Here is a 25,565-nt window from a genome sequence, read left to right as displayed (position 1 = left end):
GGTCGCCTACGGTCGTAGCGGTGACGACGGACGTGAGCGAGGAGATGCCGTGGAACGCCGGTGGTGGACCCTGCTCACGGTGTCGGTGGCGACCTTCATGCTGCTGCTCGACATCACGGTCGTCAACGTGGCGCTGCCGTCGATCCGCAAGGACCTGAACGCGAGCTTCACCGACCTCCAGTGGGTGTTCGACGCGTACGCCCTGACGCTCGCGGCCCTGGTGCTGACGGCCGGCTCGCTGGCCGACCGGCTCGGGCGGCGGCGGATGTTCGTGTTCGGACTGGTGGTCTTCTCGGTGGCGTCGCTGCTCTGCGCGGTGGCCCCGAACCCGACCTTCCTCAACCTGGCGCGCGCCCTGCAGGGGTCGGCGGCGCGGTGATGTTCGCCGTGTCGCTCTCGCTGATCGCCCAGGAGTTCGCCGCCGGACGCGAGCGCGGCACCGCGATGGGCGTGTACGGGGCGACGATCGGTGTCGCGGTGGCGGTCGGACCGCTGATCGGCGGCGTACTGACCGACTCCCTGGGCTGGGAGTCGATCTTCTACCTGAACGTGCCGATCGGCGCGGCGGCGGTGGTGCTCACCTTCCTGAAGCTGCGGGAGAGCCGCGACCCGAACGCGACCGGGATCGACTGGGCCGGCGTGGCGACCTTCAGCCTCGCGCTCTTCCTGCTGGTGCTGGCCCTCGTCCGGGGCAACGCCGAGGGCTGGGGCAGCGCGCTGATCGTCGGGCTGTTCACCGGCTGCGCGCTGCTGCTCGGCGCGTTCGTCGCCGTCGAGCTGCGCGTCCCGCAGCCGATGCTGCCGCTGGGCCTGTTCCGGCGGCCGGCCTTCACCGGGGTCCAGCTCGCCGCGTTCGCGGTCTCCAGCTCGCTGTTCGCGCTGTTCCTGTACCTGACGCTCTATCTGCAGAACTACCTCGGGCTGTCCCCCTTCCAGGCCGGCCTGCGCTACCTGCCGACCACCGTGCTGAGCTTCGTGGTGGCGCCGCTCGCCGGCGCGCTGCTGACCCGGGTGCAGGCCCGGCTGATGCTGGGCGTCGGCCTCGCCGCGGTCGGCGTCGGCCTGCTGCTGATGGGCGGCATCACCGCGGACGACACCTGGACGACCCTGCTCGGCGGCTTCCTGGTCGCCGGTGCGGGGGTCGGCCTGGTCAACCCGGTGATCGCGGACGTGGCGGTGAGCGTGGTGCCGAAGGAGGCCAGCGGCATGGCGGCGGGCGTCAACGACACCTTCCGGCAGGTCGGCATCGCGGTCGGGATCGCCGTGTGGGGTGCGGTCTTCGTCGGGCGCGGCACCGAGCGGGTCACCGCGCTGACCGCCGGCACCCCGGCCGCCCAGGCGGCGCACCCGCGCCAGCTGGTGGAGGTGGCCTCCTCGGGCAGCCTCCCGGAGGTGCTCGCGGCGGCCCCGGCCGCCTCCCGGCAGGCGCTGTCGGACGCGGCCCGGGCCGGCTTCCTGTCCGGGCTGAACACCGTGCTGCTGATGGGCGCCGTGGTGAGCCTGGCCGGTGCGGCGCTGGCACTCTGGCTCGTCCGGGAGAGCGACATCGACCGCTCCGGCGCGGACACCGCGGTCGAGACCCCCGCCGACGTCTAGGGCTCGTCCGACAGGTTTCGGGCCGCGTCGCGCGCGGCGGGAGGCGGGACATGACGGACCGCCACGGACGCCACCCGCCCGGCCGAGCGGAACGCACCGAACCGGCTACCACCGGTGGCGGCCCACCCGGGGCGCTCCTAGCGTCGACGGGGGCGGGTCGTGCACGTGCCGATCCGCGCCCTCGGACTCCCACCCCGGAAAGCAGGCCACAGCTCCATGCCCATGCGACGGACCCACTACCTCGCGGGCGGCCTCGCCGCCCTGGTCGCGAGCCTCTGCGCGGCCCCGCCCGCCCACGCCGCGACCGTGCTCACCGTCAACCCCGGCGAGTCGATCCAGCAGGCCGTCGACGCGGCGGCCCCCGGCGACACCGTCCAGCTGACCGCCGGCACCTACCACGAGAGCGTGCTGATCACCCGCTCCGACCTGACGCTGCGCGGGGTCGGCGAGCGGACGGTGCTGATGCCGGCCGCCGGCACGGCGGCCGGCGCGTGCGCCGCCGCCGGCCACGGCGTCTGCGTCCGCGGCACCGCCGCCCAGCCGCTCACCGGCGTCCGGATCGCCTCGCTGAGCGTCAACGGCTACCCGAAGAACGGCATCGACGTCTCCGCCACCGACGGCCTGCGGGTGGTCGGCGTCGGCGTCCACGACAACGGCCAGCAGGGCATCAGCGAGGAGCTCTCCGTCCGCTCCGTGCTCTCCGGCAACGACGCCACCGGCAACGGCCAGTCCGGCATCTTCCTGGCCAACTCGGTCGCCAACGAGGGCGGTGCCATCGACACCGGCGGCACCGTCGTCCGCGGCAACCACCTGGAGGGCAACCGGATCGGCGTCACCGTCCGCAGGCTGCGCGACCTCGCCGTCGACGCCAACGACATCACCGGCAACTGCGGCGGTGTCTTCGTGGTCGGCGACGAGGGCGTGCCGCGGGCCGGCGCGCTGACGGTCAGCAACAACAACGTGCACGAGAACAACAAGTACTGCGCGCCCACGCCGCGGCTGGCCGCCATCCAGGGCACCGGGATCCTGTTCACCGGCGCCGAGGACTCCCGGGTGACCGGCAACCGGGTCAGCGACAACCACGGCTCGTCGCCGATGTCGGGCGGCGTGGTGCTGTTCGCCAGCCTGGTCGGCGTGCCCAACTCCGGGATCGCGATCAGCGACAACCTCGTGACCGGCAACGGGCCGGCCGACCTCGCCGACCGCGACACGGGCACCGGCAACACCTGGACCCGCAACACCTGCCAGGTCTCCGAGCCCGCCGGCCGCTGCTGAGCGTCCGCACCCCTCCCCCTCGCCGGGCACATCCCCTGCCCCCGTACGAAAGGCGCCCGATGTCCCTCACCGCACCACCCACCGCGCACTCCGCGGCCGCACCCGCCGCGCCCGCGCCCGCCGCTTCGCCGCCCGCCGTGATGCGGCTGCGCGAACTGGTCTTCGGCGCCGCGTGCGCCGCGGCCATCCGCGCCGCCGCCTCGCTCGGCGTCGCGGACGCGGTCGGCGACTCCCCCACCGCCGTCCGCGACGCGGCCGCCGCCCTCGGGGTCGAGCCGCGGCCGCTGCGCCGCCTGCTGCGCGCGCTCAGCAGCTACGGCATCTTCACCGAGACCGGCGACGACCGCTTCGCGCACACCGACATGTCCCGGATGCTCCGCGAGGACGCGCCCAACAGCCTGCGCAACATCGCCCTGTGGTGCACCGAGCCGTGGACGTGGCAGGTCTGGCCGCAGCTGGACGAGGCCGTCCGCACCGGCCGGAACGTCTTCCCCGAGGTGTTCGGCAAGGAGTTCTTCCCCTACCTGCACGACGACGCCCCGGAGTCCGCCCGGGTCTTCGACAAGGCGATGAGCAGCTCCAGCCGGCAGTCCGCGGCCGACCTGGTCGCCTTCCTGGACGTCACCGGCGTCTCCCGGGTGGTCGACATCGGCGGCGGTCAGGGCCTGGCGCTGGCCGGCCTGCTGGAGAAGCACCCGCAGCTGCACGGCACCCTGCTCGACCTGCCGCAGGTGGTGGCGGGGGCGGACGCCCGGCTGCGCCCCGGCGGCGTGCTGGCCGACCGCGCCCGGCTGGTGCCGGGCGACTGCCGGGTGGACATCCCGGTGGAGGCCGACCTCTACCTGATCAAGAACATCCTGGAGTGGGACGACGAGTCCACCCGCCGCACGCTGGCGAACGTGGTCAAGGCGGCCCGCCCGGGCGCCCGCGTCGTGGTCGTCGAGAACCTGGTCGACGACAGCCCCTCGATGCGCTTCACCACCGCGATGGACCTGCTGCTGCTGCTCAACGTCGGCGGCGCCAAGCACACCCGGGAGAGCATGCTCTCGCTGATGTCGGAGGCCGGCCTGCGGGTCGACGAGGTCCGCCCGGTCAATCCGTACCTGCACGCCTTCGAGAGCGTCGTCGAGGCCTGAGCCCCGATCAGCTCCCGCTCTGCGGCCCGCCGGTCCCCCACCGGCGGGCCGCCGGCCTTCCCGGCCGCACCCGCCCCCACAACCGCATCTCGCATCCCGCACCGGGACGGGACAGGACAGGACGTCGAACAGCCGGCCCCGGTGGGGCCGGCTGTTCGAGTTCCGCGGAGCGCGGCGGGCGGGACGGGGATCAGCCCGCAGCCCGCTCCCAGCGGTAGAACTCCCGCGCCATGGCGTCCTTGGGCTCCCGCCAGGTGTCCGGGTCGTACGCCTGGACATGGGACAGGAGCCGGTCGCTGACCAGGCGGAACTCGGGGTGGCGGACGTGCTCGGCAACGGCCGGGCCGGGCGGGCGCTCGGCCTCGATCAGGTGCAGGTACAGGTCGCCGAACTGGAACAGGCTCCGGCCGGTGACCCCGATCAGTCCGGGCAGCTCACCGCGGTCGGAGTCCGCGAAGATGCCGGCGATGTCCTCGGACGACCCGGGGCGCATCCGGGCGACGATCAGCGAACGGTGCATGCCGCTCACTCCTTGCCCGCCCGCAGCTCGACCTTGTCCCGGATGAGCTCCATCTGGACCCGCGAGTTGCGGTTGATGTGGTTGGTCATCCCGTGGTCGTCGACCGGCGCGGTGGGCTTCATCGCGAAGTCCTGGATCCAGCGCATCAGGGTGCCGCCCGGGTGCTCGGTGTACTCCCAGCGGATGTTCATGAACTCGAACGGACCGGGCTCGACCCGCCGCGCCTTGACCGTCAGGCCCGGGCGGTCGGTCTCCCGCTCGGACACCCAGCTCCAGACCGTGCCGTTCTCGTCCGGGTGCATGGTGAGCCGGAAGGTCGTCTTCGGGCCCACCCGGTCGAGCACCTCGACGGAGGCGTACTCGCTGAACAGCTGCGGCCAGTTCTCCAGGTCGTTGGTGACGTCCCAGACCAGGTCGAGCGGCGCGTTGATGAGGATCTCGTTGTCGGTGTGGCCGGGCATGGGTCAGGCTCCCGTCTTGACGGAGGAGTTGACGGCGTCGAGGAAGTCCTGCGGGGTCTTGGACATCTCCGCGCCGGGGACGATCGGGCTGCCGAACTGGTTCTCCAGTTCGCCGACGATGCCGAGCAGTGCGAGCGAGTCGACGCCGAACTCCTCGAAGGTGGCGTCGGGGCGCTCCAACTGCTCGGGGGCGACCGCGATGCCGGCCCGGGCGCGGATCAGCGCGGCCAGTTCGGCGTGGGTGAGGCGGTGGTTCATGGTTGCTCCTGTGTTCGTGCGGGCTGTCTTCATGAGGCCGGCCGGTCAGGACGGCCGGTCAGGACGGCCGGCCGCCGCCGGCGCGCAGCACCAGGGCCGCGTTCGAGCCCATCAGCCCCCGGCTGAGCACCAGGGCGGTGCGCAGCTCGGCCGTGCGGCCGTAGCCGCAGACCAGGTCGAGGTCGTGGGCCGGGTCGGCGACGTTCGGGGTGGGCGGCACGAAGCCCTGTTCCATGGCGAGCACCGCGGCGGCCGTGTCCAGCAGCGGCGCACCGCAATAGGCCCGGCCCGTCCCGGTCTTGGGGGCCGTGACGGGCACCCGGCCGGCGTGCGCGCCGAGCGCGTCGGCGAGCGCCTGCACCTCGGCGAGGTCGGCCTCCGGGACGCCGAGGGCGTCCGCGAAGACCACGTCGACCTCGTCCGGTGCGCAGCGGGCCTGTTCCAGGGCCTGGCGGATGGCGTGGGCGAGTCCGTGCCGGGACTCCGCCCACCGCGAGGCGCCGGTGAAAGTGGCGGCGTGCCCGGCCACCTCGGCCCTGATCCTGGCGCCGCGCCGGCGTGCCGTCCGCTCGTCCTCCAGGACGAACATGGCGCCGCCCTCCGCCGGGACGAAGCCGTTGGCCTCCCGGGTGAACGGCAGGTAGGCGCGGGCCGGGTCCTCGACGAGGCTGAGCTCGGGGTAGCCGAGCTGGCAGACCATCGAGTACGGGGCCAGGGGCGCCTCGGCGCCGCCGACCACCACGGTGTCCGTGCCGCGGGCGATGCTCCGGGACGCGTGCGCCAGCGCGTCCAGCCCGCCGGCCTCGTCGCTGGCGACGACCCCGCACGGGCCCTTGAAGCCGCCGCGGATGGAGATCTGGCCGGTGCTGGCGGCGTAGAACCAGGCGATCGACTGGTACGGGCCGACGAAGCGCGAGCCCTGGCCCCAGAGGTTCTGGAGCTCGCGCTGGCCGAACTCGCCGCCGCCGGAGCCGGCCGCGGTGACCACGCCGGTGGAGAACGGCGCGTTCTCGTCCGGCCGGTACCGGGCGTCCTCCAGCGCGAGGTCGGCGGCGGCCATCGCGTAGTGGCTGAACCGGTCGGTCTGGACGAGGTAGCGGCCCTCGACCGTCCGCTCCGGGTCGAAGCCGCGGATCTCGCCGGCCACGCGCAGCGGCAGCTGCCCGCAGCCCTCGCGGGTGATCGGACCGAGGACGGCGGCACCCTCGCGGGTGGCCTTCCAGAAGTCGTCGGCTCCGACACCGTTGGGTGCGATCACCCCGATGCCGGTCACCACCGTCCGCCGGTCCGGTCGGGCTCGGGTCATGTCCGTGCCCCCTCTCTGCTGAGCACGACCGCGGACTGGAAGCCGCCGAAGCCGCTGCCGACCGAGAGCACGTGGCGCAGCGGTATCTGGCGGGCCGTCCTGGGCACGTAGTCCAGGTCGCACTCCGGGTCCGGGGTCTCGTAGTTGGCGGTGGGCGGCACCACGCCGTGGGCCAGCGCGAGGGCGCAGGCCACCAGTTCGATCGCTCCGATGGCGCCGAGCGAGTGCCCGACCATCGACTTGATGGAGCTCATCGGTGTCCGGTAGGCGTGGGCGCCCAGCGACCGCTTGACGGCGGCCGTCTCGTGCCGGTCGTTCTGCTTGGTGCCCGAGCCGTGCGCGTTGACGTAGTCGATGTCCGAGGCGTTCAGCCGGGCGTGGGCGAGGGCGCTGTCGATCGCCTCCGACATCTCCCGGCCCTCCTGGGTGAGCCCGGTCATGTGGTACGCGTTGCCGAAGGTGGCGAACCCGCCGATCTCGCAGTGGATCCGCGCCCCGCGGCGGCGGGCGTGCTCGTACTCCTCGAGGAGGAGCACGGCGCCGCCCTCGCCGAGGACGAAGCCGTCCCGGCCGGCGTCGAACGGCCGGGAGGCGTGCTCCGGGTCGTCGTTGCGCTCGGAGGTCGCCTTGATGGCGTCGAAGCAGGCGACCGTGATCGGGGAGATCGGCGAGTCGGAGGCTCCCGCGACGCAGATGTCGACCCGGCCGTCCTCGACCGCCTGCAGGGCGTACCCGACCGCGTCCAGGCCGGAGGTGCAGCCGGTGGAGACGGTCTGCACCGGGCCCTGGGCGCCGGCCTGTTCGGCGACGGCCGAGGCCAGCGTGGCCGGGGTGAACGCCCGGTGCAGGTGCGGATCGGCGGCCCGGTGGTCGACGTCCCAGCGGGCACCGTGCGCGCTGACGCCGACGTAGTCGTGCTCCAGCCGGGTGGTGCCGCCGACGGCGGTGCCGAGCGAGACGCCGATCCGCCACGGGTCCTCGGCGGCGAGGTCGAGGCCGGCGTCGCGGACCGCCTCCGCGGCGGCGGCCAGCGCGAACTGGATGTACCGGTCGGAGCGGGCCACCTGGTCGGCGTCCAGCCCGGCCGCGTACGGGTCGAAGTCGCACTCGCCGGCGATCCGGGAGCGGAACTGCGCGGGGTCGAAGAAGGTGATGCCGCGGGTCGCGGTCCGGCCCGCGGTGAGCAGGTCCCAGAAGGCCGGGACCCCGTTGCCGCCGGGCGCGACCACGCCGAGCCCGGTGACCACCACCCGCCGCGTCACGAGGTGATCCCGGCGGGTTCCGGGGCGCCGGCCAGGGTCTCCTCGGTGTCGACGTGGCCGATCTCGGGCCGGGGGCCAGCGGGCCGAGGTGGAAGACCATCCGGGCCTCGTCGCTGCCGACGTTGCGGAAGCGGTGGCGGACGTTCAGCGGGATCAGCAGGCCCTGGTCCCGGCGGAGCCGGTGCGGTTCGCCGTCGAGGTCGACCTCCAGGTCGCCCGCGACGACGAAGACGAACTCCTCGGAGTACGGGTGGTAGTGCTCGGCGATCCGGTCCCCCGGCTGGATGATGGCCAGGCCCATGAAGCCGCTGGTGGCCCCCACCGTCGCCGGGGTGAGCATGGCGCGCAGATCGCCGCCGCGGCGGACGTTCGGCGGTGCCTCGTCGACGTGCACGATCCGTGGAAACTCCGTGGTCATGGTTGATGCCTCCAAAAGGCTTGGCAAGGAGAGGAAGTGACCGGCGGTCGGACGCCGGGGGCGGATCGGGCTCAGGCGTCCTGGGCCGACCGGTCGGTGACCAGCTGCATGCCGATGTCGGACAGGCAGCGCGTGATCCCCGCCGAGGTGCGCAGGTCGTGGTGCTCGTCCAGCTCGACGAGGCGGGCGAGCACGCCGGCCGCGCGGGGGCCGACCACGCCGAGGGCGAGCGCCGGCTCGGCTTCGGCCGGCACGGCCAGGTCGATCACCCGGACGACCACGTCGTCGCGGTGGAAGACGGTGCTCGCCACCAGCGCGGTGCGCTCCTCGACGGCGAGCCGGTCCTGACGGGCCAGCAGGCCGGCCGCGGCGGCGCCGTGGCCGGGCCGCACCGGGTAGCGCAGCGCGTACCGGTGGACGGCGCCGGAGGGCTTGCCGGAGGACGCGATGTGGTGCACCGCCGGCAGCGCGGCACGCATGAAGAAGGCGCGTGCCGAGTCGGGGTTGTTCAGGTCCCGGGCCTCCTCCAGGTACGGGTTGATGGCCTCCTCGACCGCCCGTACCTCCGGCTGCTGGGCGACGTGGCGCAGCGCCGCCCCGAGGTCGCCGGAGACCTCGACGGCCCGGACGACCCGGTTGCCCTGCATGAACAGCGAGGTGCGCAGGAGCCGGGTGTGCGCGTCGACCCGGGCCTTGGGCGAGGTGTAGCCGGCCAGGATCCGGGCGACCTCGGCCTCGCTGCCGGGCTTCACGGTGAAGGTCAGGGCGTGCCGGACGGTGCCGTCCGCGACCGGGTCCGGGCCGTCGTAGGTGTAGTCGCCCGCGGTCTCCCGCATGATGCTGAAGCGCAGCGAACGGGTGTCGCGCACGCAGCCGTGCAGCGGCTTGACCATCTCGCGGTGCGCCTCGCTGTCCACCCAGGACAGGAACGGCTGGGCGCTCTCCCACTCGCTGGTGATCAGCCACTGGGACGGGTCCTCGATGGACTGGCACAGCTGGTCGCTGACGTGGCCGGGGACGGCGGCGACCTGGTGCCGCAACTGCTCGTAGGCGCGCAGGAAGCGGTCCTGCTCGCCCGCCATGACGTCGCACATCAGGACGACGCGCAGCCGCGGGACGTCGAGGGCGGTGCTCTGGTCGGACACGGGTTCGGTGAGGGTCGTCATCTTCACTCGTTCTTCTCGAGGGGTGAGCGTCGCAGGCCTTCGCACCGCGTTCCGGCGCCCGGGAACCGGGGCCGGGAGGAGGCGGCCGGCGGGGCCGGGGCGGCCGGCCGGCGGTCGTCACTCGCGGCGGTCCGGTGCTGGTGGCAGCGGGCCGTGACCGAGAACGGTCACGAGGACTGAGTCCGAGCGTGGCGGTCCGTCACCGATCGTGCGAGGGCAGGAACCCATCCGGGCGAAAAGGCTGGGCCATGGGCGCCACAGACCGCGCGGGCACGGACGACCGGTGGGGACATTGAGATCGGACCCCGACCTGCTCGACCGACTGGAGTGACCGAATGAACCGAACCGCCGACGGCCGGCTGCCCGTCCTGATCGTGGGCGGCTCCCTGGTGGGCCTGTCCATGTCCCTCTTCCTGGGACGGCTGGGGGTGCCCCACCTGCTGGTGGAGAAGCACTCCGGCACCTCGCACCACCCGCGCGGGCGTGGCAACAACGTCCGGACGATGGAGCTGTTCCGCGTGGCGGGGGTGGAGCCGGCGATCCGCGAGGCCGCGTCCGTGCTCGCCGAGAACCACGGCATCCTGCAGGCCGACACGCTCACCGGCTCCGACCAGGAGTGGCTGTTCAAGGAGATCGACCCGGGCGGCGCGCTGAAGCGCTTCAGCCCGTCCGGCTGGTGCCTGTGCAGCCAGAACGACCTGGAGCCCGTCCTGCTGCAGCACGCGAAGTCGCTCACCGGCGAGCTGCGGTTCTCCACCGAGCTGCTCTCCTTCGAGCAGGACGCCGACGGGGTGACGGCCCTGCTCCGCAACCGGGAGACCGGCGAGGAGCAGACCGTGCGGGCCCAGTACCTGGTGGCGGCCGACGGCCCGCGCAGCCCCGTCCGGGAGCGGCTGGGGATCGGCCAGACCGGCCCCGGCGACCTGTTCCACAACGTGTCGATCACCTTCCGGGCGGAGCGGCTGGCCGAGGTGGTGGGTGAACGGCGCTTCATCGCCTGCTACCTGACGGACCCGCAGGGCGCTGGTGCGCTGCTCCCGGTGGACAACCGGGCGCACTGGGTCTTCCACGCGCCGTGGCACCCGGAGCGGGGCGAGGCGCTGGAGGAGTTCACCGACGAGCGCTGCATCGCGCACATCCGGGCCGCCGCGGGCGTGCCCGACCTGGAGGTGGAGATCACCGGCCGGGCGCCGTGGCACGCGGCGCAGCGGGTCGCCGAGCGGTACCGGGTGGGCCGGGTGTTCCTGGCCGGCGACTCGGCGCACGAGATGTCGCCGACCGGCGCGTTCGGCTCGAACACCGGCATCCAGGACGCGCACAACCTGGCCTGGAAGCTGGCGGCGGTGATCGGCGGCTGGGCCGGACCCGGCCTGCTGGAGTCGTACGGGCGCGAGCGGCGGCCGGTGGCGGTGGCGACCGGCGAGCGGGCGACGGCGCGTTCGGCGGAGCACCGCCACCCGGGGTACGACGTGACGCCGGGCACCGGCCGCCAGCGCGGCGTGCTCGCGGTGGCCCTGGGCTACCGCTACCCGGCGGGCGCGGTCGTGGGCGCGGACCCGGACGGGCCGGCGGTGCCGGAGAACTTCGCGGCGGACGGCTCGCCGGGCGGGCGGGCGCCGCACGTGGCGCTGCGCCGGGCTGGGGTGTCCATCTCCACGCTGGACCTGTTCGAGACGGTGCCGGTGCTGCTGGCCGGCCCGGACGCGCACGCCTGGCACGGTGCGGCGGAGCTGGTCGGCAAGCGGCTCGGTGTGCCGCTGACGGCGTACCGGGTCGGTACCGGGACCGAGCACGAGCTCGCGCCGGAGGCGGACGCGGACTTCACCGCCGCGTACGGGATCGCTGCGGACGGCGCCGTGCTGGTGCGTCCGGACGGGTTCGTCGCCTGGCGGTCGGCGGACGCGGCGCGGGACCCGGAGACGGAGCTGACCCGGGCCCTGGAGGCGGTGCTCTGCCTGCGCTGAGCCGGCACGCGGCGGCGCACCCCGGGCCGTGCCCGGGGTGCGCCGCCGCGTGGTCGACGAGCGGTCAGCTCCGCCGCCCGCGGCCACGCGGCCGGGTCAGGGTGAACCGGTCGACCGGCAGCAGGTCGCCGAACGGCCCGCTGACGGCGTAGTAGGTGACGGCGATGGTGGTGTCGGCCCGGCCGTGGCCCGGGTCGACGGTGAACGCCGCGAAGCCGTAGGAGTGGTCGGCGTCCCGGACGGCCGACCAGGGGCGTCCTCCAGCACGTACTGCGGCGGCCGCTTGCCGGTGGCCGGGTCGGGGGCGCCGACGCCGGTGATGACCCGGGCCCGGGCGGGGCTGAAGAACAGCTGGTTGGACGGGGCCGAGGTGCCGCCGCCGCCGATCACCATGTGGACGGTGCCCCGGGTGGTGTCGATGACGTCCGTGGCGGTGGCGACCGGGATCGGGGTGCGGGTGTCGGTGGGCTGCTGGCCGCGGATGGGGTGGGAGCGCTCGTAGTGGTGCTCGTGCCCGCAGACCACCAGGTCGACCCCGTACCGGTCGAACAGCGGCACCCAGCGTTCGCGGATACCGAGGTCGGCGCCGTTGAAGCGGTCCGCGGTGGAGATCACCACCTGGTGCATGCAGACCACGATCCAGTCGATCCCCGGGTCGGCGTCGGCCGCGGCGAGCTCGCGCTCCAGCCAGCGCTCCTGGGCGCCGCCGGAGTACCCGTGGACGTAGGAGTTGCCGCCGTCCTGGTAGGCGACGTCGTCGTTGTGGAGGCTGATCACCCGGACGGCGCCGGCGGTGAAGGCGTACCAGAGGCCGTGCAGCTGCTCGTCGGCGCCGGCGTCCGGGAGGGTGAAGTAGGCCTGGTAGGCGCCGTAGCCGAGCGGGCCGTTGCCGAGTTCGTTCTCGTGGTTGCCGGCGGCGGGCATCCACGGGCGGTGGCGGGCCGAGCGGGTGTTGTTCTCGAACCAGTCGGACCAGGTGCGGACCCGGTCGTTCGCCAGGTTGGCGTAGCAGAGGTCGCCGTTGAGCAGGTGGAACAGCGGGGCGATCCGCTCGACGCCGGCCGTGGTGTCGCCGGCCGCCGGGCTGCCCAGGTTGTCGTTGACCCAGGTGGTGCCGGAGAGCCGGCCGGTGGTGGGGGTGCCCTGGTCGCCGAAGCTGGTGAAGGTGAAGGCGCCGCGGCCGCGCGGGGCGGTGCGGACGGTGCCGAGCTCGGGGTGGCGCCGTCGTGGACGGCGGCGTAGACGTGGTCGGTGTCCGGGTGCAGTCCGGTGAGGCGCGCGTGGTGGACCCGGACCTCGGTGCCGGACTTGGCGTCGCGGTAGGTGGTGGTGTCGGCGGGGACGGTGCGGCCGAGGCCGCCGGCCGCGGTGCCGTACACCACCCGGGGGCGGGAGACGGAGGCGGTGGTGTGCCAGGAGACCACCACCTCGCGGGAGGCGTCGGCGCCGAACTGCAGGTGGAGCCCGCCCACCCGGGGCGCGCCGAGCCGGCCGGGCCGGTCCTGGAGCAGCGGGCTCGCCGCGGCGGCGGGGGCGGCCCCCGCGAGGAGACGGCGCCGCCGAGCCCGGCGCCGGTGGCGCCGGCCAGCAGGCCGCGCCGGGAGAGGGTTGAACGACCGTCGGAATGCGAAGCGCTCATGGCCCGCCAGCCTGGCGGAGCCCGGCTGAACGGCGCGCCCACCCGGGCGTGAACAGCTCCCGACGCGCGGGCGAGCGCCGACCGGCCCCGGCCTCACGGGTGTTCGGAGCCGACCGCGACCTGCGGCGGGGACTCCGCCCGGGGGCCGACCCGGCTGGGCCACCACATCCGGTGGTCGAGGTCCATGGTGATGGCGGTGACCAGCACCGAGCGCACGACCAGGGTGTCCAGCAGTACGCCGAGGGCCACCGCGAAACCGATCTCGGTGAAGGCGACCACCGGCAGGGTGCCGAGCACCGCGAAGGTGGAGGCGAGGATCAGCCCGGCCGAGGTGATGACGCCGCCGGTGGCGGCCAGGCCGGCGATCGCGCCCGCGCGCGTCCCGCGGTGCGCGGCCTCCTCCCGCACCCGGGTCATCAGGAAGATGTTGTAGTCGATGCCGAGCGCGACCAGGAAGACGAACACGAACAGCGGGAAGGCGTTGTCCTGCCCGGCGAAGTGGAAGAGGTGGGTGAAGACGAAGACGCTGATGCCCAGCGCGGCGGCGTAGGAGAGCACCACGGTGGCGATCAGCACCAACGGTGCCACCACGGCGCGCAGCAGGGCCCCGAGGATCAGCAGGACGACGACCAGCACCAGCGGGATGACCACCCGGTTGTCGTGCGAGGCGGCCCGGCCGGCGTCCAGGATCACCGCGGTGTTGCCGCCCACCCGGGCCTGGGCTCCGGGCACGGCGTGCACGGCGCTGCGGACCCGGTCGACGGTGTCCTTGGCGGCCTGGCTGTCCGGCGGGTCGGTCAGCGTCGCCTGGAAGATCGCCTGGCCGTTCTTGACCAGCGGCGGGGTCGTCCCGGACACGCCGGGGGTGGTGGCGGTGGTGACCCGCACCCGGGCGACGCCGTCGGCGGTGGAGACGATCGTCAGCGGCGCACCGGTGCCGCCCGGGAAGTGCGCGACCAGCACCTGCTGGCCGACCACCGAGTCCGGCTTGTTGGTGAAGGTGTCGGCGGTGGACAGCCCGTTGGCGTTCAGCGAGACCAGGCCGAGGCTGCAGACCGCGAGCGCGAGGCCGGTGCCGATCCAGACCTTGCGGGGGCGTTGCCCGATCCAGCCGCCGATGTGCGCCCAGCGCCCGGTGCGGGTGGGCTCCGCGGTGCCGTACGCCGGGCGGACCGGCCAGAACACCCAGCGGCCGACGATCACCAGCGCGGCGGGCAGCAGGGTGAGCATGGCGGCGAGCGCCACCAGGACGCCGATCGCGCAGACCGGCCCGAGGCCGCTGGTGGAGTTCATCTCGGCGACCAGCAGGCAGAGCATGGAGACGATCACCGTGGCGGAGCTGGCCAGGATCGCCGGGCCGGCCCGGTGCAGGGCGAACGCCATCGCCTCGTGGCGGTCGTGGTGTCTGCGCAGCTCCTCCCGGTAGCGGGCGGTGAGCAGCAGCGCGTAGTCGGTGCCGGCGCCGAGGACCAGGACGATCAGGATGCCGGCGCTCTGCGCGTTGACGGTCAGCCCGGCGTGCGCGGCCAGCAGGTAGATGACCGCCTCGGCGACGAACAGCGCGATGCCGGCCGACAGCAGGGGCAGCAGCCACAGCACCGGGCTGCGGTAGGTGAGCAGCAGCAGGATGATCACCACGGCCACGGTGGCGAACAGCAGGGTGCCGTCGATGCCCGCGAAGGCCTCCGACTCGTCGGCCCCGATGCCGGCCGGGCCGGTGACGTGGGTGGTCATGCCGAGGCTGTTCTCGGCGGCGGTGGCCCGCAACGAGTCGACGGCGGGCTTGAGGTCGTTGAAGCCGCCGGTGCCGATGTCGATCGGGACGACGGTCTGCATCGCCTTGCCGTCGGCCGAGACCTGCGGGCCGATGACGGGGCCGGCCACGTGCGGGGCCTGCGCGAAGGCGGCGGCGTCCCGGACGGCCTCGGCGCGGTCCGCGACGGTGATGCCGCTGTCGCGCTGATAGACCACCACCGCCTGGGCGGTGTCGGTCGGGAAGAAGGCCCGCTGGGCGTCCAGCACCTCGGTCGACTCCGCGTTGCCCGGCAGCCAGCTGGTGGCCTCGTTGTTCTCTGCGCCGGTGAGCTTGCCGGCCAGCGGCACGGCGGCGATCAGCAGCACCAGCCAGACGACCAGCACGATCCACTTGCTGCGGCGGCCGCACGGCAGCGCGGCGAGCTTGGCGGACGGACTCATCGGGCAACCCCTTGCGGACCCTGGAAGCGGCCTGACCTGCGGCGCACCACGACCGGGCGGCGGCACGGCCTCTCCCAGGATGCCACCGCCTCCCGGGCCGCGCGGCCCGGGAGGCGCCGACCGGGGCCCGGCCCGCGGACGGCGGGCGGGGTCTATCGTGTGGCTCATGAGCTCACACTTCGACGTCGTGGTCCTGGGTGCGGGCCCGGGCGGGTACACCGCCGCGGTCCGGTCCGCGCAGCTCGGGCTTCGCACGGCGGTCATCGAGACCAAGTACTGGGGCGGGGTCTGCCTGAACGTCGGCTGCATCCCGTCCAAGGCGCTGCTGCGCAACGCCGAGCTGGCGCACATCTTCACCAAGGAGGCCAAGACCTTCGGCATCAAGGTCGAGGGCTCGGTCAGCTTCGACTACCGCGAGGCGTACCTGCGCAGCCGCAAGGTGGCGGAGGGCCGGGTCGCCGGCATCCACTACCTGACGAAGAAGAACGGGATCACCGAGTTCGACGGCTGGGGCACCTTCGTCGACGACCACACCCTGCAGGTCTCGCTGACCGCGGGCGGCGTCGAGACGGTGACCTTCGACCACTGCATCATCGCGGCCGGTGCCAGCACCCGGCTGCTGCCCGGCACCTCGCTGAGCGAGCGGGTGGTGACGTACGAGGAGCAGATCCTCACCGACACCCTGCCGGAGAGCATCGTCATCGCCGGTGCGGGCGCGATCGGCGTCGAGTTCGCCTACGTGCTGCACAACTACGGCGTGAAGGTCACGATCGTCGAGTTCCTCGACCGGATGGTGCCGCTGGAGGACGCCGAGGTCTCGGCGGAGCTGGCGAAGCGGTACAAGCGCCTGGGCATCGAGGTGCTGACCTCCACCCGGGTGGACGCGATCGACGACTCCGACCCGAACGCCAAGGTGCGGGTGACCGTCACCCAGAAGGGCGAGCAGAAGGTGCTGGAGGCCGACAAGGTCCTCCAGGCGATCGGCTTCGCGCCCCGGACCCAGGGCTACGGCCTGGAGGTGACCGGGGTGAAGCTCACCGAGCGCGGCGCGATCGCGGTGGACGGCCGGAGCCGCACCAACATCCCGCACATCTACGCGATCGGCGACGTCACCGCGAAGCTGATGCTGGCGCACGCCGCCGAGTCGATGGGCGTCATCGCGGCGGAGACCATCGCGGGCGCGGAGACCATGGAGCTGGACTTCGTGATGATTCCGCGCGCCACCTACTGCCAGCCGCAGATCGCCAGCTTCGGCTGGACGGAGGCGCAGGCCCGCGAGCAGGGCTTCGACGTCAAGGTGGTGAAGTTCCCCTTCACCGCGAACGGCAAGGCGCACGGCCTGGGCGACGCCGCGGGCTTCGTGAAGCTGATCAGCGACCGGAAGCACGGCGAACTGCTCGGCGCGCACCTGATCGGCCCCGAGGTCACCGAACTGCTGCCGGAGCTGACGCTCGCCCAGCAGTGGGACCTCACCGTCCACGAGGTGGCCCGCAACGTGCACGCGCACCCGACGCTGGGCGAGGCGGTCAAGGAGGCCGTGCACGGCCTGGCCGGACACATGATCAACTTCTGACCGCAGGGCGCCGCGGCACCTCCGCGGCACTCCCCGCAGCCGGCGGTGACGGCCCACCGGGCCGCCACCGCCGGCCGGTTCCGCGGCCCGTACCCTGGGCGCACAGCGGGTGCCGGGCAGCAGCACCCGCCGGAGCACGGGGGTGCGCATGGGCGAGGAACGCGGTCCGACGGCGGGCCGGCTGATCGAGCTGGTGGCCGACCCGGGCACCTTCCGGTGCTGGGACGAGCCGGTGGCGCACCCCGGCGCCGACCCGGCGTACACGGCCTCGCTGGCCCGTGCCCGCGCCCGGACGGGCCTCGACGAGGCGGTCACCACGGGCCGGGCCCTGATCGACGGGGTGCCGGTCGCCCTGATCGCCTCGGAGTTCGGCTTCCTCGGCGGCTCGATCGGGGTGGCGACCGCGGAACGGATCACCCGGGCCGTCGAGCGCGCCACCGCCGCCCGGCTGCCGGTGCTCGCCCTGCCGGTCTCCGGCGGCACCCGGATGCAGGAGGGCGCCGCCGCCTTCCTCTGCATGGTCCGGGTGACCGCGGCCGTCCAGGCCCACCAGGCCGCCGGGCTGCCCTATCTGACGTATCTGCGCAACCCCACCATGGGCGGGGTGTTCGCCTCCTGGGGCACGCTCGGCCATGTCGTCCTGGCCGAGCCCGGCGCCCGGCTCGGCTTCCTCGGCCCCCGGGTGTACGAGGAGCTGCGCGGCGTCCGGCTGCCGCCCGGCGTCCAGCGGGCCGAGACGCTCGCCGCCCGCGGGCTGGTGGACGCGGTCGTCCCGCCGGAGCAGCTGCGCGGGCAGCTGCGGCGGGTGCTGTCGGTGCTCGGCACCCGGCCCGTCCCCAGCCGGCGCCGGCCCCCGGCCGGCCGGCCGGCACCGCCACCGACGCCTGGGACTCGGTGCGGCGCACCCGCCGCGAGGACCGGCCCGGCGTGCGCGAGCTGCTGGAGGCCGGCGCCGACGAGTACGTGCTGCTCGGCGCACCCGGTGGCGAGCGCGGCGCGCTGCTGCGCGCTCTCGCGGTGTTCGGCCGCTGCCCGGCCGTGGTGGTCGGCCAGCAGCGCGGCGGGGACCGCCCGTTCACCGCCGCCGACCTGCGGGCCGTGCGGCGGACCGCCCGGCTCGCCGAGCAGCTGCGGCTGCCGCTGGTGACGGTGGTCGACACGGCCGGCGCCGAACTCTCCGTGCAGGCCGAACTCGACGGCGTGGCGGTGGAGATCGCGCACTGCCTGAACCTGCTCACCGCGCTGCGCACGCCGGTGCTGGCGGTGCTGCTGGGCCAGGGCTCCGGCGGGGGCGCGCTGGCCCTGCTGCCCGCCGACCGGGTGATCGCGGCGGAGCACGCCTGGCTGTCGCCGCTGCCGCCGGAGGGCGCCTCCGCGATCGTCCACCGGGACGGCGGGCACGCGGCCGAGATGGCCCGCGCCCAGGGCATCGGGGCGTACGACCTGGCGGCGGTGGGCCTGGTGGACCAGGTGGTCACCGAGCGGCCGGACGCCGCGGACGAGCCCGCACCGTTCTGCTCCCGGGTCGGCCAGGCCGTCGCACTCGCCCTCGGCGCGCTGACCGGCACCTCCGCCGAGCAGCGGCTGCGGGACCGCGCGGCCCGCAACCGGCGGCTCGGCGACCGCACGCAGGAGCCCCCGGCGGGCTGAGGCCCGGGAGGGGGCCGGGCGGGTGCACCGAACGCCCGGAATGCCCGGGTTCCGCTTATCGTGCCGATATGACCGAACTGCCCTTCGAGGACACCCGGGACTTCGACAACGCGGACCGCGGCTTCGTCGCGGGCGCCCCGGCGGGGCCGGTGACCGGCGCCGACGGCGCGCCGGTGTGGGACGCCGCCGCCTACGGCTTCCTCGCCGAGGAGTGCCCGCCGACCGCGCACCCCGGTCTGTGGCGGCAGAGCCGGCTCTGCGCCCGGCACGGGCTGTACGAGGTCGCCGACGGCATCTTCCAGGTCCGCGGGATGGACCTGTCCAACATGACGCTGATCGAGGGCGACACCGGCGTCGTCGTGGTCGACCCGCTGATCTCCGTCGAGACCGCCGCGGCCGCGCTCGCCCTCTACCGTGAGCACCGCGGGCCCCGCCCGGTCACCGCCATGGTCTACACGCACTCGCACGGCGACCACTTCGGCGGCTCCCGGGCGATCGTCCCGCACGGCTCCGCGCCCGTCCCGGTGCTCGCGCCCACCGGCTTCCTCGCGCACGCGGTCAGCGAGAACGTCTACGCCGGCGCGGCCATGACGCGCCGTGCGGTCTACATGTACGGCTCCGCACTGCCCAAGGGCCCGGCGGGCCAGATCGGCTGCGGGCTGGGCACCACCACCTCCACCGGCACGATCAGCCTGGTGCCGCCGACCCTCGACATCACCCGCACCGGGCAGGAGGAGACCGTCGACGGTGTGCGGATGGTCTTCCAGCTCACCCCGGGCACCGAGGCGCCGGCGGAGATGAACTTCCTGCTCCCCGACCGGCGGGCACTGTGCATGGCGGAGAACGCCACCCACACCCTGCACAACATCCTGACGCTGCGCGGCGCCGAGGTCCGCGACCCGCGGATCTGGGCGCACTACCTGGACGAGACGACGGTCCTGTTCGGCGGCCAGGCCGACGTCGCCTTCGCCTCGCACCACTGGCCGACCTGGGGCGCCGCGGAGATCCACGACTTCCTCACCGGCCAGCGCGACCTGTACGCCTACCTGCACGACCAGACGCTGCGGCTGCTCAACCAGGGCCTCACCGGCCCCGAGATCGCCGAACAGTTCGCCCTGCCGCCCGCCCTGGAGCGGACCTGGGCCGCCCGCGGCTACTACGGCTCGGTCAGCCACAACGTGAAGGCCGTCTACCAGCGGTACCTGGGCTGGTTCGACGGCAACCCCGCCCACCTGTGGGAGCACCCGCCCACCGCGCTCGCCACCCGCTACGTCGACCTCGCCGGCGGCCGGGACGCCGCCCTGGTCAAGGCGCTGGGCTACGCCGAGGACGGCGACCTGCGCTTCGCGGCCACCCTGCTCAACCACCTCGTCTTCGCCGACCCGGACGACGCCGACGCGAAGGCGGCGCTGGCCGCCGTCTACGACCGGCTCGGGCACGGCGCGGAGAACGGCACCTGGCGGAACTTCTACCTGACCGCCGCGATGGAACTGCGCGGGACCCACGCCGAGGTGGCGGTGGACACCGCCAACCCCGAGATGACCGCGGCGCTCACCGTCGACCAGCTGATCGACTCGCTGGCGATCCGGATCGACGGGCCGCGCGCCTGGGACACCCGGCTCACCATGGACTGGCACCTGACCGACGAGGACCGGATCTGGCGGCTCACCCTCTCCAACGGCGCGCTCACCCACCGGTCGGCCCCCGCCGGCGAGCCGCACCCGGGCCCGGCCGACACCACGCTGACCCTCACCCGGCCGCAGCTGATCGGACTGCTCGCCGGCGGCTCTCCGAGCGGGGTCACGGTCGGCGGTGACCCCGGCAACCTGCCGCGGCTGGTCGGGCTGCTCGACGACCCCGACCCGGGATTCGCCGTCGTCACCCCGTGACCGGCCCGCCGGGTGCGTCGGCTGCGGCCGGGCCGGCCGTCCCGGCGAACTCGGCCGGCTCCCCGGCGAACGCCACCCGCCCCCGGCGCAGCACGTACACCACGGCGGCGCCGGCCAGCGTCGGCGGCAGCGACCCGGCGGACAGCACGACGGCCGGGCCGCCGGTCGCCGCCGCGGCCAGCAGCCGGGCGTGGATCCGGGCGGCCACGGCCGGGGCGAGGCCGCGGTCCGGCTCGTCGAGCAGCAGCAGCTCCGGCCGGGCCGCGAGCCCGCGGCCGAGCGCGACCATCTGCTGCTGACCGCCGGAGAGGGTGCCGGCCCGGCGTTCCAGCAGCGGACCCAGCTCGGGCAGGTACGTCCGCCACTCCCGCTCGTCCGCGCCGCGGCCGAGCCCGGCGGCGAGGTTCTCGGCGACGGTCAGCGCACCGAACACCGCCTGCTCGGAGGGGACCAGGGCGACGCCCAGGCGGGCCCGGCGGTGGCCGCCCAGGGCGGTGACGTCCCGTCCGCGCCAGGTGACCCGGCCGGCGGACGGCCGGAGCTCACCGGCCAGGGTGCGCAGCACGGTGGTGCGGCCGGAGCCGTTGCGGCCGAGCAGGACGGTCACCCGGCCCGCCGGGAAGGCCAGGTCGACCCCGTGCAGCGCCTCCAGCAGGCCGTACCGGACACGGACGCCGATCAGCTCGGCGGCGACGGTCACGATCCGCCCCAGGCTGCCCTGACCCGGCGGTCGGCGAGGACGGCGGCCGTCGGTCCGCGGGCCAGGATCCGCCCGTCCGCCATCACGTACACCGCGTCGGCCAGCGCGCCGACCAGCTGGACGTCGTGCTCCACCAGCAGCAGTGCCATGCCGTCGGCGGCCAGCGCCCGCAGCACCGCGGCCAGCCGCTCGGTCTGGGCCAGGTCGAGCCCGGCCGCGGGCTCGTCCAGCAGCAGGACCCGGGGGCGGCGGCGAGCGCCCGGGCGAGTTCCAGCATGCGCAGGGCGCCGGTGGGCAGCCGGTCCGCGGGCCAGTCCCGGACGGCCTCCAGCCCGAACAGCCGCAGCGCCCGGTCGGCGGCCGCGCGGCTCGCGGCCCGGCCCGGGGCGGGCAGGCCGAGCAGCCCGCGGACGGTGCCGCGGCGGCCGGGGTCGGCGCCGATCCGGACGTTCTGGCCGACCGTCAGCCCGGGGAAGACGGCGATCTGCTGGAAGGTCCTGGTCAGGCCGAGCCCGGCCCTGGCGTGGTCCGGCAGCCGGGTGACGTCCCGGCCGGCCAGCAGGACCCGGCCGGTGTCCGGCCGGGCGGCGCCGCTGAGGCAGTCGAACAGGGTGCTCTTGCCGGCGCCGTTCGGGCCGACCAGCGCGGTGATCCGGCCCGGCGGCACGGCCAGGTCGACGCCGTCCACCGCGGCGATCCCGCCGAAGCGCCGGACGAGCCCGCGGGCGGTCAGACCGGCGCTCACGAGGGCGGCTCCGAGCCTGCCGCACTGTCGACATGACGACTGGTCGACTGCGTGCCGTGCGCCCCGCCCGCCGCGAGGCCGCGGCGCACCCGCTCGCCGAGCGGGGTCAGCCGGGGCCCGGCGGCCGGACGGCCGGTCAGCCGCCGAACGCCACCGGCCAGGCCGCCCGGGATCCGGCCGATCCCGGTGGCCAGGGCGCCGACCACCACGGCGGAGACGCCCGCCGCCGTCCCGCTGTCCAGGCCGACCAGCAGCGCGGCGGCGAGCACCGCGCCCGCCGCGCTGTCCGCCCCCGCCACGACCACGGTGGCGAACCAGAGCAGGCCCTGGACGGGATCGAAGGCGTCCGCCGAGAACGCCCGTCCGCCGAGCGTCAGCAGGCCGCCGCCGAGCGCCGCCAGGCCCGCCCCGGCCATGAAGACCAGCAGTTTGAGCCGGGGCACGTCGACCCCGGCGGCCGACGCCCCCGCCTGGTGGTCGCGCATCGCGGTGAGCGAGCGGCCCAGGATGCCGCGGTGCAGGTTGCGGACGAGCAGCAGCCCGAGCCCCAGCAGGACGAGCTCCGCGGCGTAGAAGGCGCCGTCACCGGCCAGGAACGCGGGCCGGTCGACCGCCAGGCCGTCCGTCGCGTAGGGCTGTTCGAAGACCAGCCGGCTCAGCGCCGTGCCGACCGCGAACGTCACCAGGGCGAGCGCCAGCCCGCGGCGGCGGATCGCCGGACCGCCGGTGAGCAGGCCCAGCGGCACGGTGGCGGCGACGGCGAGCAGCAGCGCGGGGGCGGCGGGCAGCGCGGGCAGGCCCGGGATCCGCCCCGACATCAGCAGCGCGGTACCGAGGCCGCCGAGCCCCGCGTACCCCGCCTGGCCCAACGAGACCTGCCCGCCGTACCCGGTGACCACGACCACCGAGAGCAGCACCAAGGCCAGGGCGGGCACCGTCAGGGCGTGCCGCAGGTCGTCGCTGCGGAAGCCGAACGGCAGCAGCAGGAGCACCGCGCACAGCGCGCGCACCGCCGTGGAGCCGCGCGCGCCCGGTGGTCCGCCCGCGGCGGCCAGCCCGGTGTCGGGCGGCGCCGGGCGCCACGGCAGCAGCGCGGCGACCAGCAGCGCCACCGTGAACAGGTTGGCCTGCACGGCCTGCACCAGCGGCAGCAGCTGCCCGGCCGGGCGGAACCGGGTGAGCTCGCTCTGGGCGACGCCGAGCGCCAGCCCGGTCGCCACCGCCACCGGCAGGCTGCGCAGCCGGGCCGCGACGGCGACCGCCATGGTCGCCATCACCAGCAGCGGCAGCCCGTACGGGTCGAGGAGCAGGAAGGGTGCGAGCAGCACGCCCACCAGACCGGCCGTGAACGAGCCGAAGGCCCAGCCGGCGGCCGAGACCCGGTCGGCGTCGATGCCGGACAGGGCGGCCAGGGCGGGGTTGTCGACGACGGCGCGCAGCCCGGCGCCGAACGGGGTGTACCGGGTGACCGCGCCGACCGCGCCGGCCAGCAGCAGGACGCTGGCCAGCTGCACCGCGGTGTCCAGCCGCAGCACGTGCCCGCCGAGGTCGGCGAGCCGGTCGGCGGGCACCAGGGCGGGGGCGTCGCCGTGCGGCTCGCTGCCCAGCAGCAGCACGACGGCCCCGATCAGCAGCACGAACACGCCGATGCCGGCGACCATGGTCTCGCCGGCCCCGGCACCCCGGCGCCGCAGCGGGCGGAACACCGCGCGGTCCAGCAGCACCCCGAAGGCGGGCGCGACGACCAGCAGGCAGCAGACGGCTGCCGCCCACAGCGGCCAGCCGTCCACCACGACGAGCTCGCGCAGCAGGTAGGCCACGGCCATCGCCTGGGCGCCCTGGGCGAGGTTGAGCACGCCGGTGGCGCGGTGGGTGACGACCAGGCCGACACCGCTGAGCGCCGCCGCGCTGCCGACCGACAGCCCGGCCAGCGCAAGGTCGGCGGTCAGGCCGGCGGCGCCGGTCACGGCCCCGGGCCTGGGGCCGGCGTGGGCCCGGCGGCCGGCGGCGGGCCCGCTCCGGCGGGCGGCTCCGGGTCGCAGACGGGGCAGGGAGCCAGCCCGCGCGCCCGGACGGCCGCCGCGTCGACCGGTGCGGCACCGGGCTTGCCCGCCGCCAGCGGGCAGTCCGGCCGGTGGTAGAGCGTGCCGTCCGGCAGGCCGACCGGAGGCCCGGCCGCGACCCGGCCGGGCTCCGCGGCCGGCGCCTCGGTGACCAGCAGCGCGTACAGCTGGTCCAGCCGGCGGTCGGCCGGCGCGCCGCCGGCACCCCGGCCCGGGCGACCGGCGATCAGCACCGCACCGGCGACGATCAGGGCCGCCCCCGGTGCGGTCGCCGAGGCCAGGTACGGCAGCTGACGGGCGGCCTGGCTCTCCCCCGACACGCCGTACCAGCCGAGGACGCAGAGCACGGCGCCGCCCGCGAGCGTGAACCAGCCGGGCCACTCGCGCAGGGCGCGGAGCAGGCCCGAGGCACTCGGCCTGGGCAGCCGGTTCATCGCGATGTCCCCGCCTTCTCCTGTCCAGCGCCGCCGCCGACCGTTTCGTTCGGTTTGACGGTGATTCGTCCGCTGATCGGCCTTCACAGTGTGACGTGCGGCGCACGGCGTCGCAGCATGGACACAGAGCGGTTTCGGGACGAGTGACCGGGCCCGACAGCGGGAGGGCCGGCCCTCCGGTCGGAGGAGAACGCGGTGAGCGAGATGCAGACCACCCAGAGCGAGTCCACGCAGGCGGCCGACCGGCACCCGGACGGGCGCCCGCCGGTGCGGTACCGGGCACGGGCGGGCACCGCCGCCCGGATCGGTGCGGTGCTCGCCGCCCTGGTCCTGGCGGCGGCGTGCAGTTCGTCCTCGTCGTCGTCCTCCTCCTCGCCGTCGGCCTCGGCCCCGGCGTCGAGTGCCGCCCCGGCGTCACCGAGCGGCAGCGCCCCTGCCGACCCGGCCGCCGCGAAGGCGGAGATCACGACGAACTGGCAGAAGTTCTTCGACCCGGCGACCTCCATCCAGGACAAGGCGGCGCTGCTGCAGAACGGCCAGGCACTGTCACCGGCCCTGCAGGGCTTCGCCGCCGACCCGCGGGTCGGCCAGGTCAAGGCCGAGGTGAAGGGCGTCGAGTTCACCTCCCCGACCACCGCCACCGTCACCTACACGCTCTCCCTGCAGGGCAACGTGGTCGAGCCCTCGGCCACCGGCCAGGCCGTGCTCGACGGCGGGACGTGGAAGGTCTCCACGAGCACCCTGTGCGGGCTGGTCGCCCAGGCCGGCAGCAGCGCCGTACCGGGATGCAGCTGACCGGGCCGGCACGGGCGGCCCGGCGCGCACGCCGCGCCGGGGCCGCCCTCGGCGCCGCGCTGCTGCTGACCGTCGCGGGCTGCGGCACCCGGCTGCCGCCGAGCGCGTTCGGCGGCCCCGCCGCCGCGGGCAGCGGCGGGGCCGCCGACACCGGCGTGACCCGCGGCAGCATCAAGGTCGGCGTCATCACGTCGCTGACCAGCCCGGTCGGGTCGGAGACCTTCGCCGGGCCGCGGTACGGCGCACTGGCGTTCTTCCGGGCGCTGAACGACGCCGGCGGGCTGCACGGCCGCAGCGTCCAGGTGGTGACCTGCGACGACGGTGGCAGCGGCATCGGGAACCAGGACTGCGTGCACCGGCTGATCGACCGCGAGCAGGTGTTCGCCCTGGTCTCGGGCAGCGTGCTGGACTACGCGGGCGCCCCCTACGTCAGCTCCAAGGGGTCCCGGACGTCGGCGGCCAGCCGATCGGCACCGAGTACGAGCGCTGGCCCCACCTGTACGGCATCTACGGCAGCAG

General features: G+C 74.9%; 17 protein-coding genes and 6 pseudogenes. 10 read left to right on the top strand and 13 right to left on the bottom strand.

Annotation, left to right across the window (positions count from 1 at the left end; translation table 11 throughout):
- Positions 1-49: 49 nt before the first annotated feature.
- From ABEB13_RS32155 to ABEB13_RS32145, 3 genes and pseudogenes are all read left to right on the top strand, one after another.
- A pseudogene (locus ABEB13_RS32155) lies at positions 50-1,596 on the top strand (MFS transporter).
- A gap of 216 nt (positions 1,597-1,812) precedes the next feature.
- Positions 1,813-2,871, top strand: coding sequence for a right-handed parallel beta-helix repeat-containing protein (locus tag ABEB13_RS32150; protein ID WP_345708286.1), 1,059 nt, complete (start codon positions 1,813-1,815; stop codon positions 2,869-2,871).
- 59 nt (positions 2,872-2,930) lie between these two features.
- Positions 2,931-4,007 (top strand): methyltransferase, encoded by a 1,077-nt coding sequence (locus ABEB13_RS32145; protein WP_380230671.1) that lies wholly within the window; start codon positions 2,931-2,933, stop codon positions 4,005-4,007.
- Positions 4,008-4,197: 190 nt separating this feature from the next.
- Here the strand turns inward: ABEB13_RS32145 and ABEB13_RS32140 are convergent, their stop codons facing one another.
- The 7 genes and pseudogenes from ABEB13_RS32140 to ABEB13_RS32110 all read right to left on the bottom strand — a co-directional run bounded on the left by ABEB13_RS32140 (position 4,198) and on the right by ABEB13_RS32110 (position 9,398).
- Positions 4,198-4,527, bottom strand: coding sequence for a TcmI family type II polyketide cyclase (locus tag ABEB13_RS32140; protein ID WP_100887580.1), 330 nt, complete (start codon positions 4,525-4,527; stop codon positions 4,198-4,200).
- A gap of 5 nt (positions 4,528-4,532) precedes the next feature.
- Positions 4,533-4,988 (bottom strand): SRPBCC family protein, encoded by a 456-nt coding sequence (locus ABEB13_RS32135; protein WP_100887581.1) that lies wholly within the window; start codon positions 4,986-4,988, stop codon positions 4,533-4,535.
- Between the two features lie 3 nt (positions 4,989-4,991).
- Entirely contained in the window at positions 4,992-5,246 is a 255-nt protein-coding gene (locus tag ABEB13_RS32130; RefSeq protein ID WP_345708285.1) for an acyl carrier protein, read from the bottom strand.
- 58 nt (positions 5,247-5,304) lie between these two features.
- The gene (locus tag ABEB13_RS32125; protein ID WP_345708284.1) at positions 5,305-6,552 is read right to left on the bottom strand and encodes a beta-ketoacyl synthase N-terminal-like domain-containing protein; all 1,248 of its coding nucleotides are present in this window, start codon (positions 6,550-6,552) and stop codon (positions 5,305-5,307) included.
- Positions 6,549-7,814 carry a beta-ketoacyl-[acyl-carrier-protein] synthase family protein gene (locus ABEB13_RS32120; RefSeq protein WP_345708283.1) on the bottom strand — a complete coding sequence of 422 codons (1,266 nt, stop codon included), beginning with the start codon at positions 7,812-7,814 and terminating at the stop codon, positions 6,549-6,551. The genes ABEB13_RS32125 and ABEB13_RS32120 overlap by 4 nt, the downstream gene beginning before the upstream one ends.
- A 151-nt stretch (positions 7,815-7,965) precedes the next feature.
- Positions 7,966-8,115 (bottom strand): annotated as a pseudogene (locus tag ABEB13_RS40820) (cupin domain-containing protein); the annotation flags it as partial.
- A 188-nt stretch (positions 8,116-8,303) separates the two neighbouring features.
- Positions 8,304-9,398, bottom strand: coding sequence for a SchA/CurD-like domain-containing protein (locus tag ABEB13_RS32110; RefSeq protein WP_100887586.1), 1,095 nt, complete (start codon positions 9,396-9,398; stop codon positions 8,304-8,306).
- Between the two features lie 335 nt (positions 9,399-9,733).
- Here ABEB13_RS32110 and ABEB13_RS32105 point away from each other — a divergent pair, with 335 nt between their 5' ends.
- Positions 9,734-11,362 (top strand): FAD-dependent oxidoreductase, encoded by a 1,629-nt coding sequence (locus ABEB13_RS32105; protein WP_345708281.1) that lies wholly within the window; start codon positions 9,734-9,736, stop codon positions 11,360-11,362.
- A 96-nt stretch (positions 11,363-11,458) separates the two neighbouring features.
- Here ABEB13_RS32105 and ABEB13_RS32100 read toward each other — a convergent pair whose 3' ends face one another.
- From ABEB13_RS32100 to ABEB13_RS32090, 3 genes and pseudogenes are all read right to left on the bottom strand, one after another.
- Entirely contained in the window at positions 11,459-12,361 is a 903-nt protein-coding gene (locus ABEB13_RS32100) for a metallophosphoesterase (protein WP_345709896.1), read from the bottom strand.
- Positions 12,362-12,633: 272 nt separating this feature from the next.
- A pseudogene (locus ABEB13_RS32095) lies at positions 12,634-12,786 on the bottom strand (fibronectin type III domain-containing protein); the annotation flags it as partial.
- A gap of 308 nt (positions 12,787-13,094) precedes the next feature.
- Positions 13,095-15,197, bottom strand: a complete 2,103-nt coding sequence (locus ABEB13_RS32090; RefSeq protein WP_345708280.1) for an MMPL family transporter — start codon at positions 15,195-15,197, stop codon at positions 13,095-13,097.
- A gap of 166 nt (positions 15,198-15,363) precedes the next feature.
- Here ABEB13_RS32090 and lpdA point away from each other — a divergent pair, with 166 nt between their 5' ends.
- From lpdA to ABEB13_RS32070, 4 genes and pseudogenes are all read left to right on the top strand, one after another.
- A complete protein-coding gene (gene lpdA / locus ABEB13_RS32085; protein WP_345708279.1) occupies positions 15,364-16,770 on the top strand; it encodes a dihydrolipoyl dehydrogenase in 1,407 nt (468 codons plus the stop codon).
- Between the two features lie 148 nt (positions 16,771-16,918).
- Positions 16,919-17,413 (top strand): annotated as a pseudogene (locus ABEB13_RS32080) (carboxyl transferase domain-containing protein); the annotation flags it as partial.
- A 251-nt stretch (positions 17,414-17,664) separates the two neighbouring features.
- Positions 17,665-18,420 carry a carboxyl transferase domain-containing protein gene (locus ABEB13_RS32075; protein ID WP_345708278.1) on the top strand — a complete coding sequence of 252 codons (756 nt, stop codon included), beginning with the start codon at positions 17,665-17,667 and terminating at the stop codon, positions 18,418-18,420.
- A 68-nt stretch (positions 18,421-18,488) separates the two neighbouring features.
- A complete protein-coding gene (locus tag ABEB13_RS32070; protein WP_345708277.1) occupies positions 18,489-20,309 on the top strand; it encodes an alkyl/aryl-sulfatase in 1,821 nt (606 codons plus the stop codon).
- On the opposite strand, the gene ABEB13_RS32065 is transcribed toward ABEB13_RS32070, so the two are convergent.
- The 3 genes and pseudogenes from ABEB13_RS32065 to ABEB13_RS32055 form a co-directional block, all read right to left on the bottom strand.
- Positions 20,299-21,009 carry an ABC transporter ATP-binding protein gene (locus ABEB13_RS32065; RefSeq protein ID WP_345708276.1) on the bottom strand — a complete coding sequence of 237 codons (711 nt, stop codon included), beginning with the start codon at positions 21,007-21,009 and terminating at the stop codon, positions 20,299-20,301. The genes ABEB13_RS32070 and ABEB13_RS32065 overlap by 11 nt on opposite strands.
- Positions 21,006-23,721, bottom strand: a pseudogene (locus ABEB13_RS32060) (ABC transporter permease subunit). Before ABEB13_RS32060 ends, ABEB13_RS32065 begins: the two are co-directional and overlap by 4 nt.
- Positions 23,718-24,251: a hypothetical protein gene (locus ABEB13_RS32055; RefSeq protein ID WP_345708275.1), complete on the bottom strand. Its 534-nt coding sequence runs from the start codon at positions 24,249-24,251 to the stop codon at positions 23,718-23,720. The pseudogene ABEB13_RS32060 and the gene ABEB13_RS32055 overlap by 4 nt, the downstream one beginning before the upstream one ends.
- A gap of 204 nt (positions 24,252-24,455) precedes the next feature.
- Between ABEB13_RS32055 and ABEB13_RS32050 the strand changes: the two genes are divergently transcribed.
- The gene (locus ABEB13_RS32050; RefSeq protein WP_345709895.1) at positions 24,456-25,046 is read left to right on the top strand and encodes an MTB12 C-terminal domain-containing protein; all 591 of its coding nucleotides are present in this window, start codon (positions 24,456-24,458) and stop codon (positions 25,044-25,046) included.
- Positions 25,037-25,534: pseudogene (locus ABEB13_RS32045) on the top strand (ABC transporter substrate-binding protein); the annotation flags it as partial. The gene ABEB13_RS32050 and the pseudogene ABEB13_RS32045, both read left to right, overlap by 10 nt.
- Between the last annotated feature and the right edge of the window lie 31 nt (positions 25,535-25,565).

The sequence above is a fragment of the Kitasatospora paranensis genome (genome assembly GCF_039544005.1).
In the GTDB taxonomy this organism is placed as follows: domain Bacteria; phylum Actinomycetota; class Actinomycetes; order Streptomycetales; family Streptomycetaceae; genus Kitasatospora; species Kitasatospora paranensis.
This window is presented reverse-complemented; position numbering and strand designations above follow the sequence as displayed.

Coding starts and splice junctions, on each gene's coding strand:
- ABEB13_RS32150 (WP_345708286.1), top strand. CDS start 1,813: ATGCCCATGCGACGGACCCACTACCTCGCGGGCGGCCTCGCCGCCCTG.
- ABEB13_RS32145 (WP_380230671.1), top strand. CDS start 2,931: ATGTCCCTCACCGCACCACCCACCGCGCACTCCGCGGCCGCACCCGCC.
- ABEB13_RS32140 (WP_100887580.1), bottom strand. CDS start 4,527: ATGCACCGTTCGCTGATCGTCGCCCGGATGCGCCCCGGGTCGTCCGAG.
- ABEB13_RS32135 (WP_100887581.1), bottom strand. CDS start 4,988: ATGCCCGGCCACACCGACAACGAGATCCTCATCAACGCGCCGCTCGAC.
- ABEB13_RS32130 (WP_345708285.1), bottom strand. CDS start 5,246: ATGAACCACCGCCTCACCCACGCCGAACTGGCCGCGCTGATCCGCGCC.
- ABEB13_RS32125 (WP_345708284.1), bottom strand. CDS start 6,552: ATGACCCGAGCCCGACCGGACCGGCGGACGGTGGTGACCGGCATCGGG.
- ABEB13_RS32110 (WP_100887586.1), bottom strand. CDS start 9,398: ATGACGACCCTCACCGAACCCGTGTCCGACCAGAGCACCGCCCTCGAC.
- ABEB13_RS32105 (WP_345708281.1), top strand. CDS start 9,734: ATGAACCGAACCGCCGACGGCCGGCTGCCCGTCCTGATCGTGGGCGGC.
- ABEB13_RS32090 (WP_345708280.1), bottom strand. CDS start 15,197: ATGAGTCCGTCCGCCAAGCTCGCCGCGCTGCCGTGCGGCCGCCGCAGC.
- lpdA (WP_345708279.1), top strand. CDS start 15,364: ATGAGCTCACACTTCGACGTCGTGGTCCTGGGTGCGGGCCCGGGCGGG.
- ABEB13_RS32070 (WP_345708277.1), top strand. CDS start 18,489: ATGACCGAACTGCCCTTCGAGGACACCCGGGACTTCGACAACGCGGAC.
- ABEB13_RS32055 (WP_345708275.1), bottom strand. CDS start 24,251: ATGAACCGGCTGCCCAGGCCGAGTGCCTCGGGCCTGCTCCGCGCCCTG.
- ABEB13_RS32050 (WP_345709895.1), top strand. CDS start 24,456: ATGCAGACCACCCAGAGCGAGTCCACGCAGGCGGCCGACCGGCACCCG.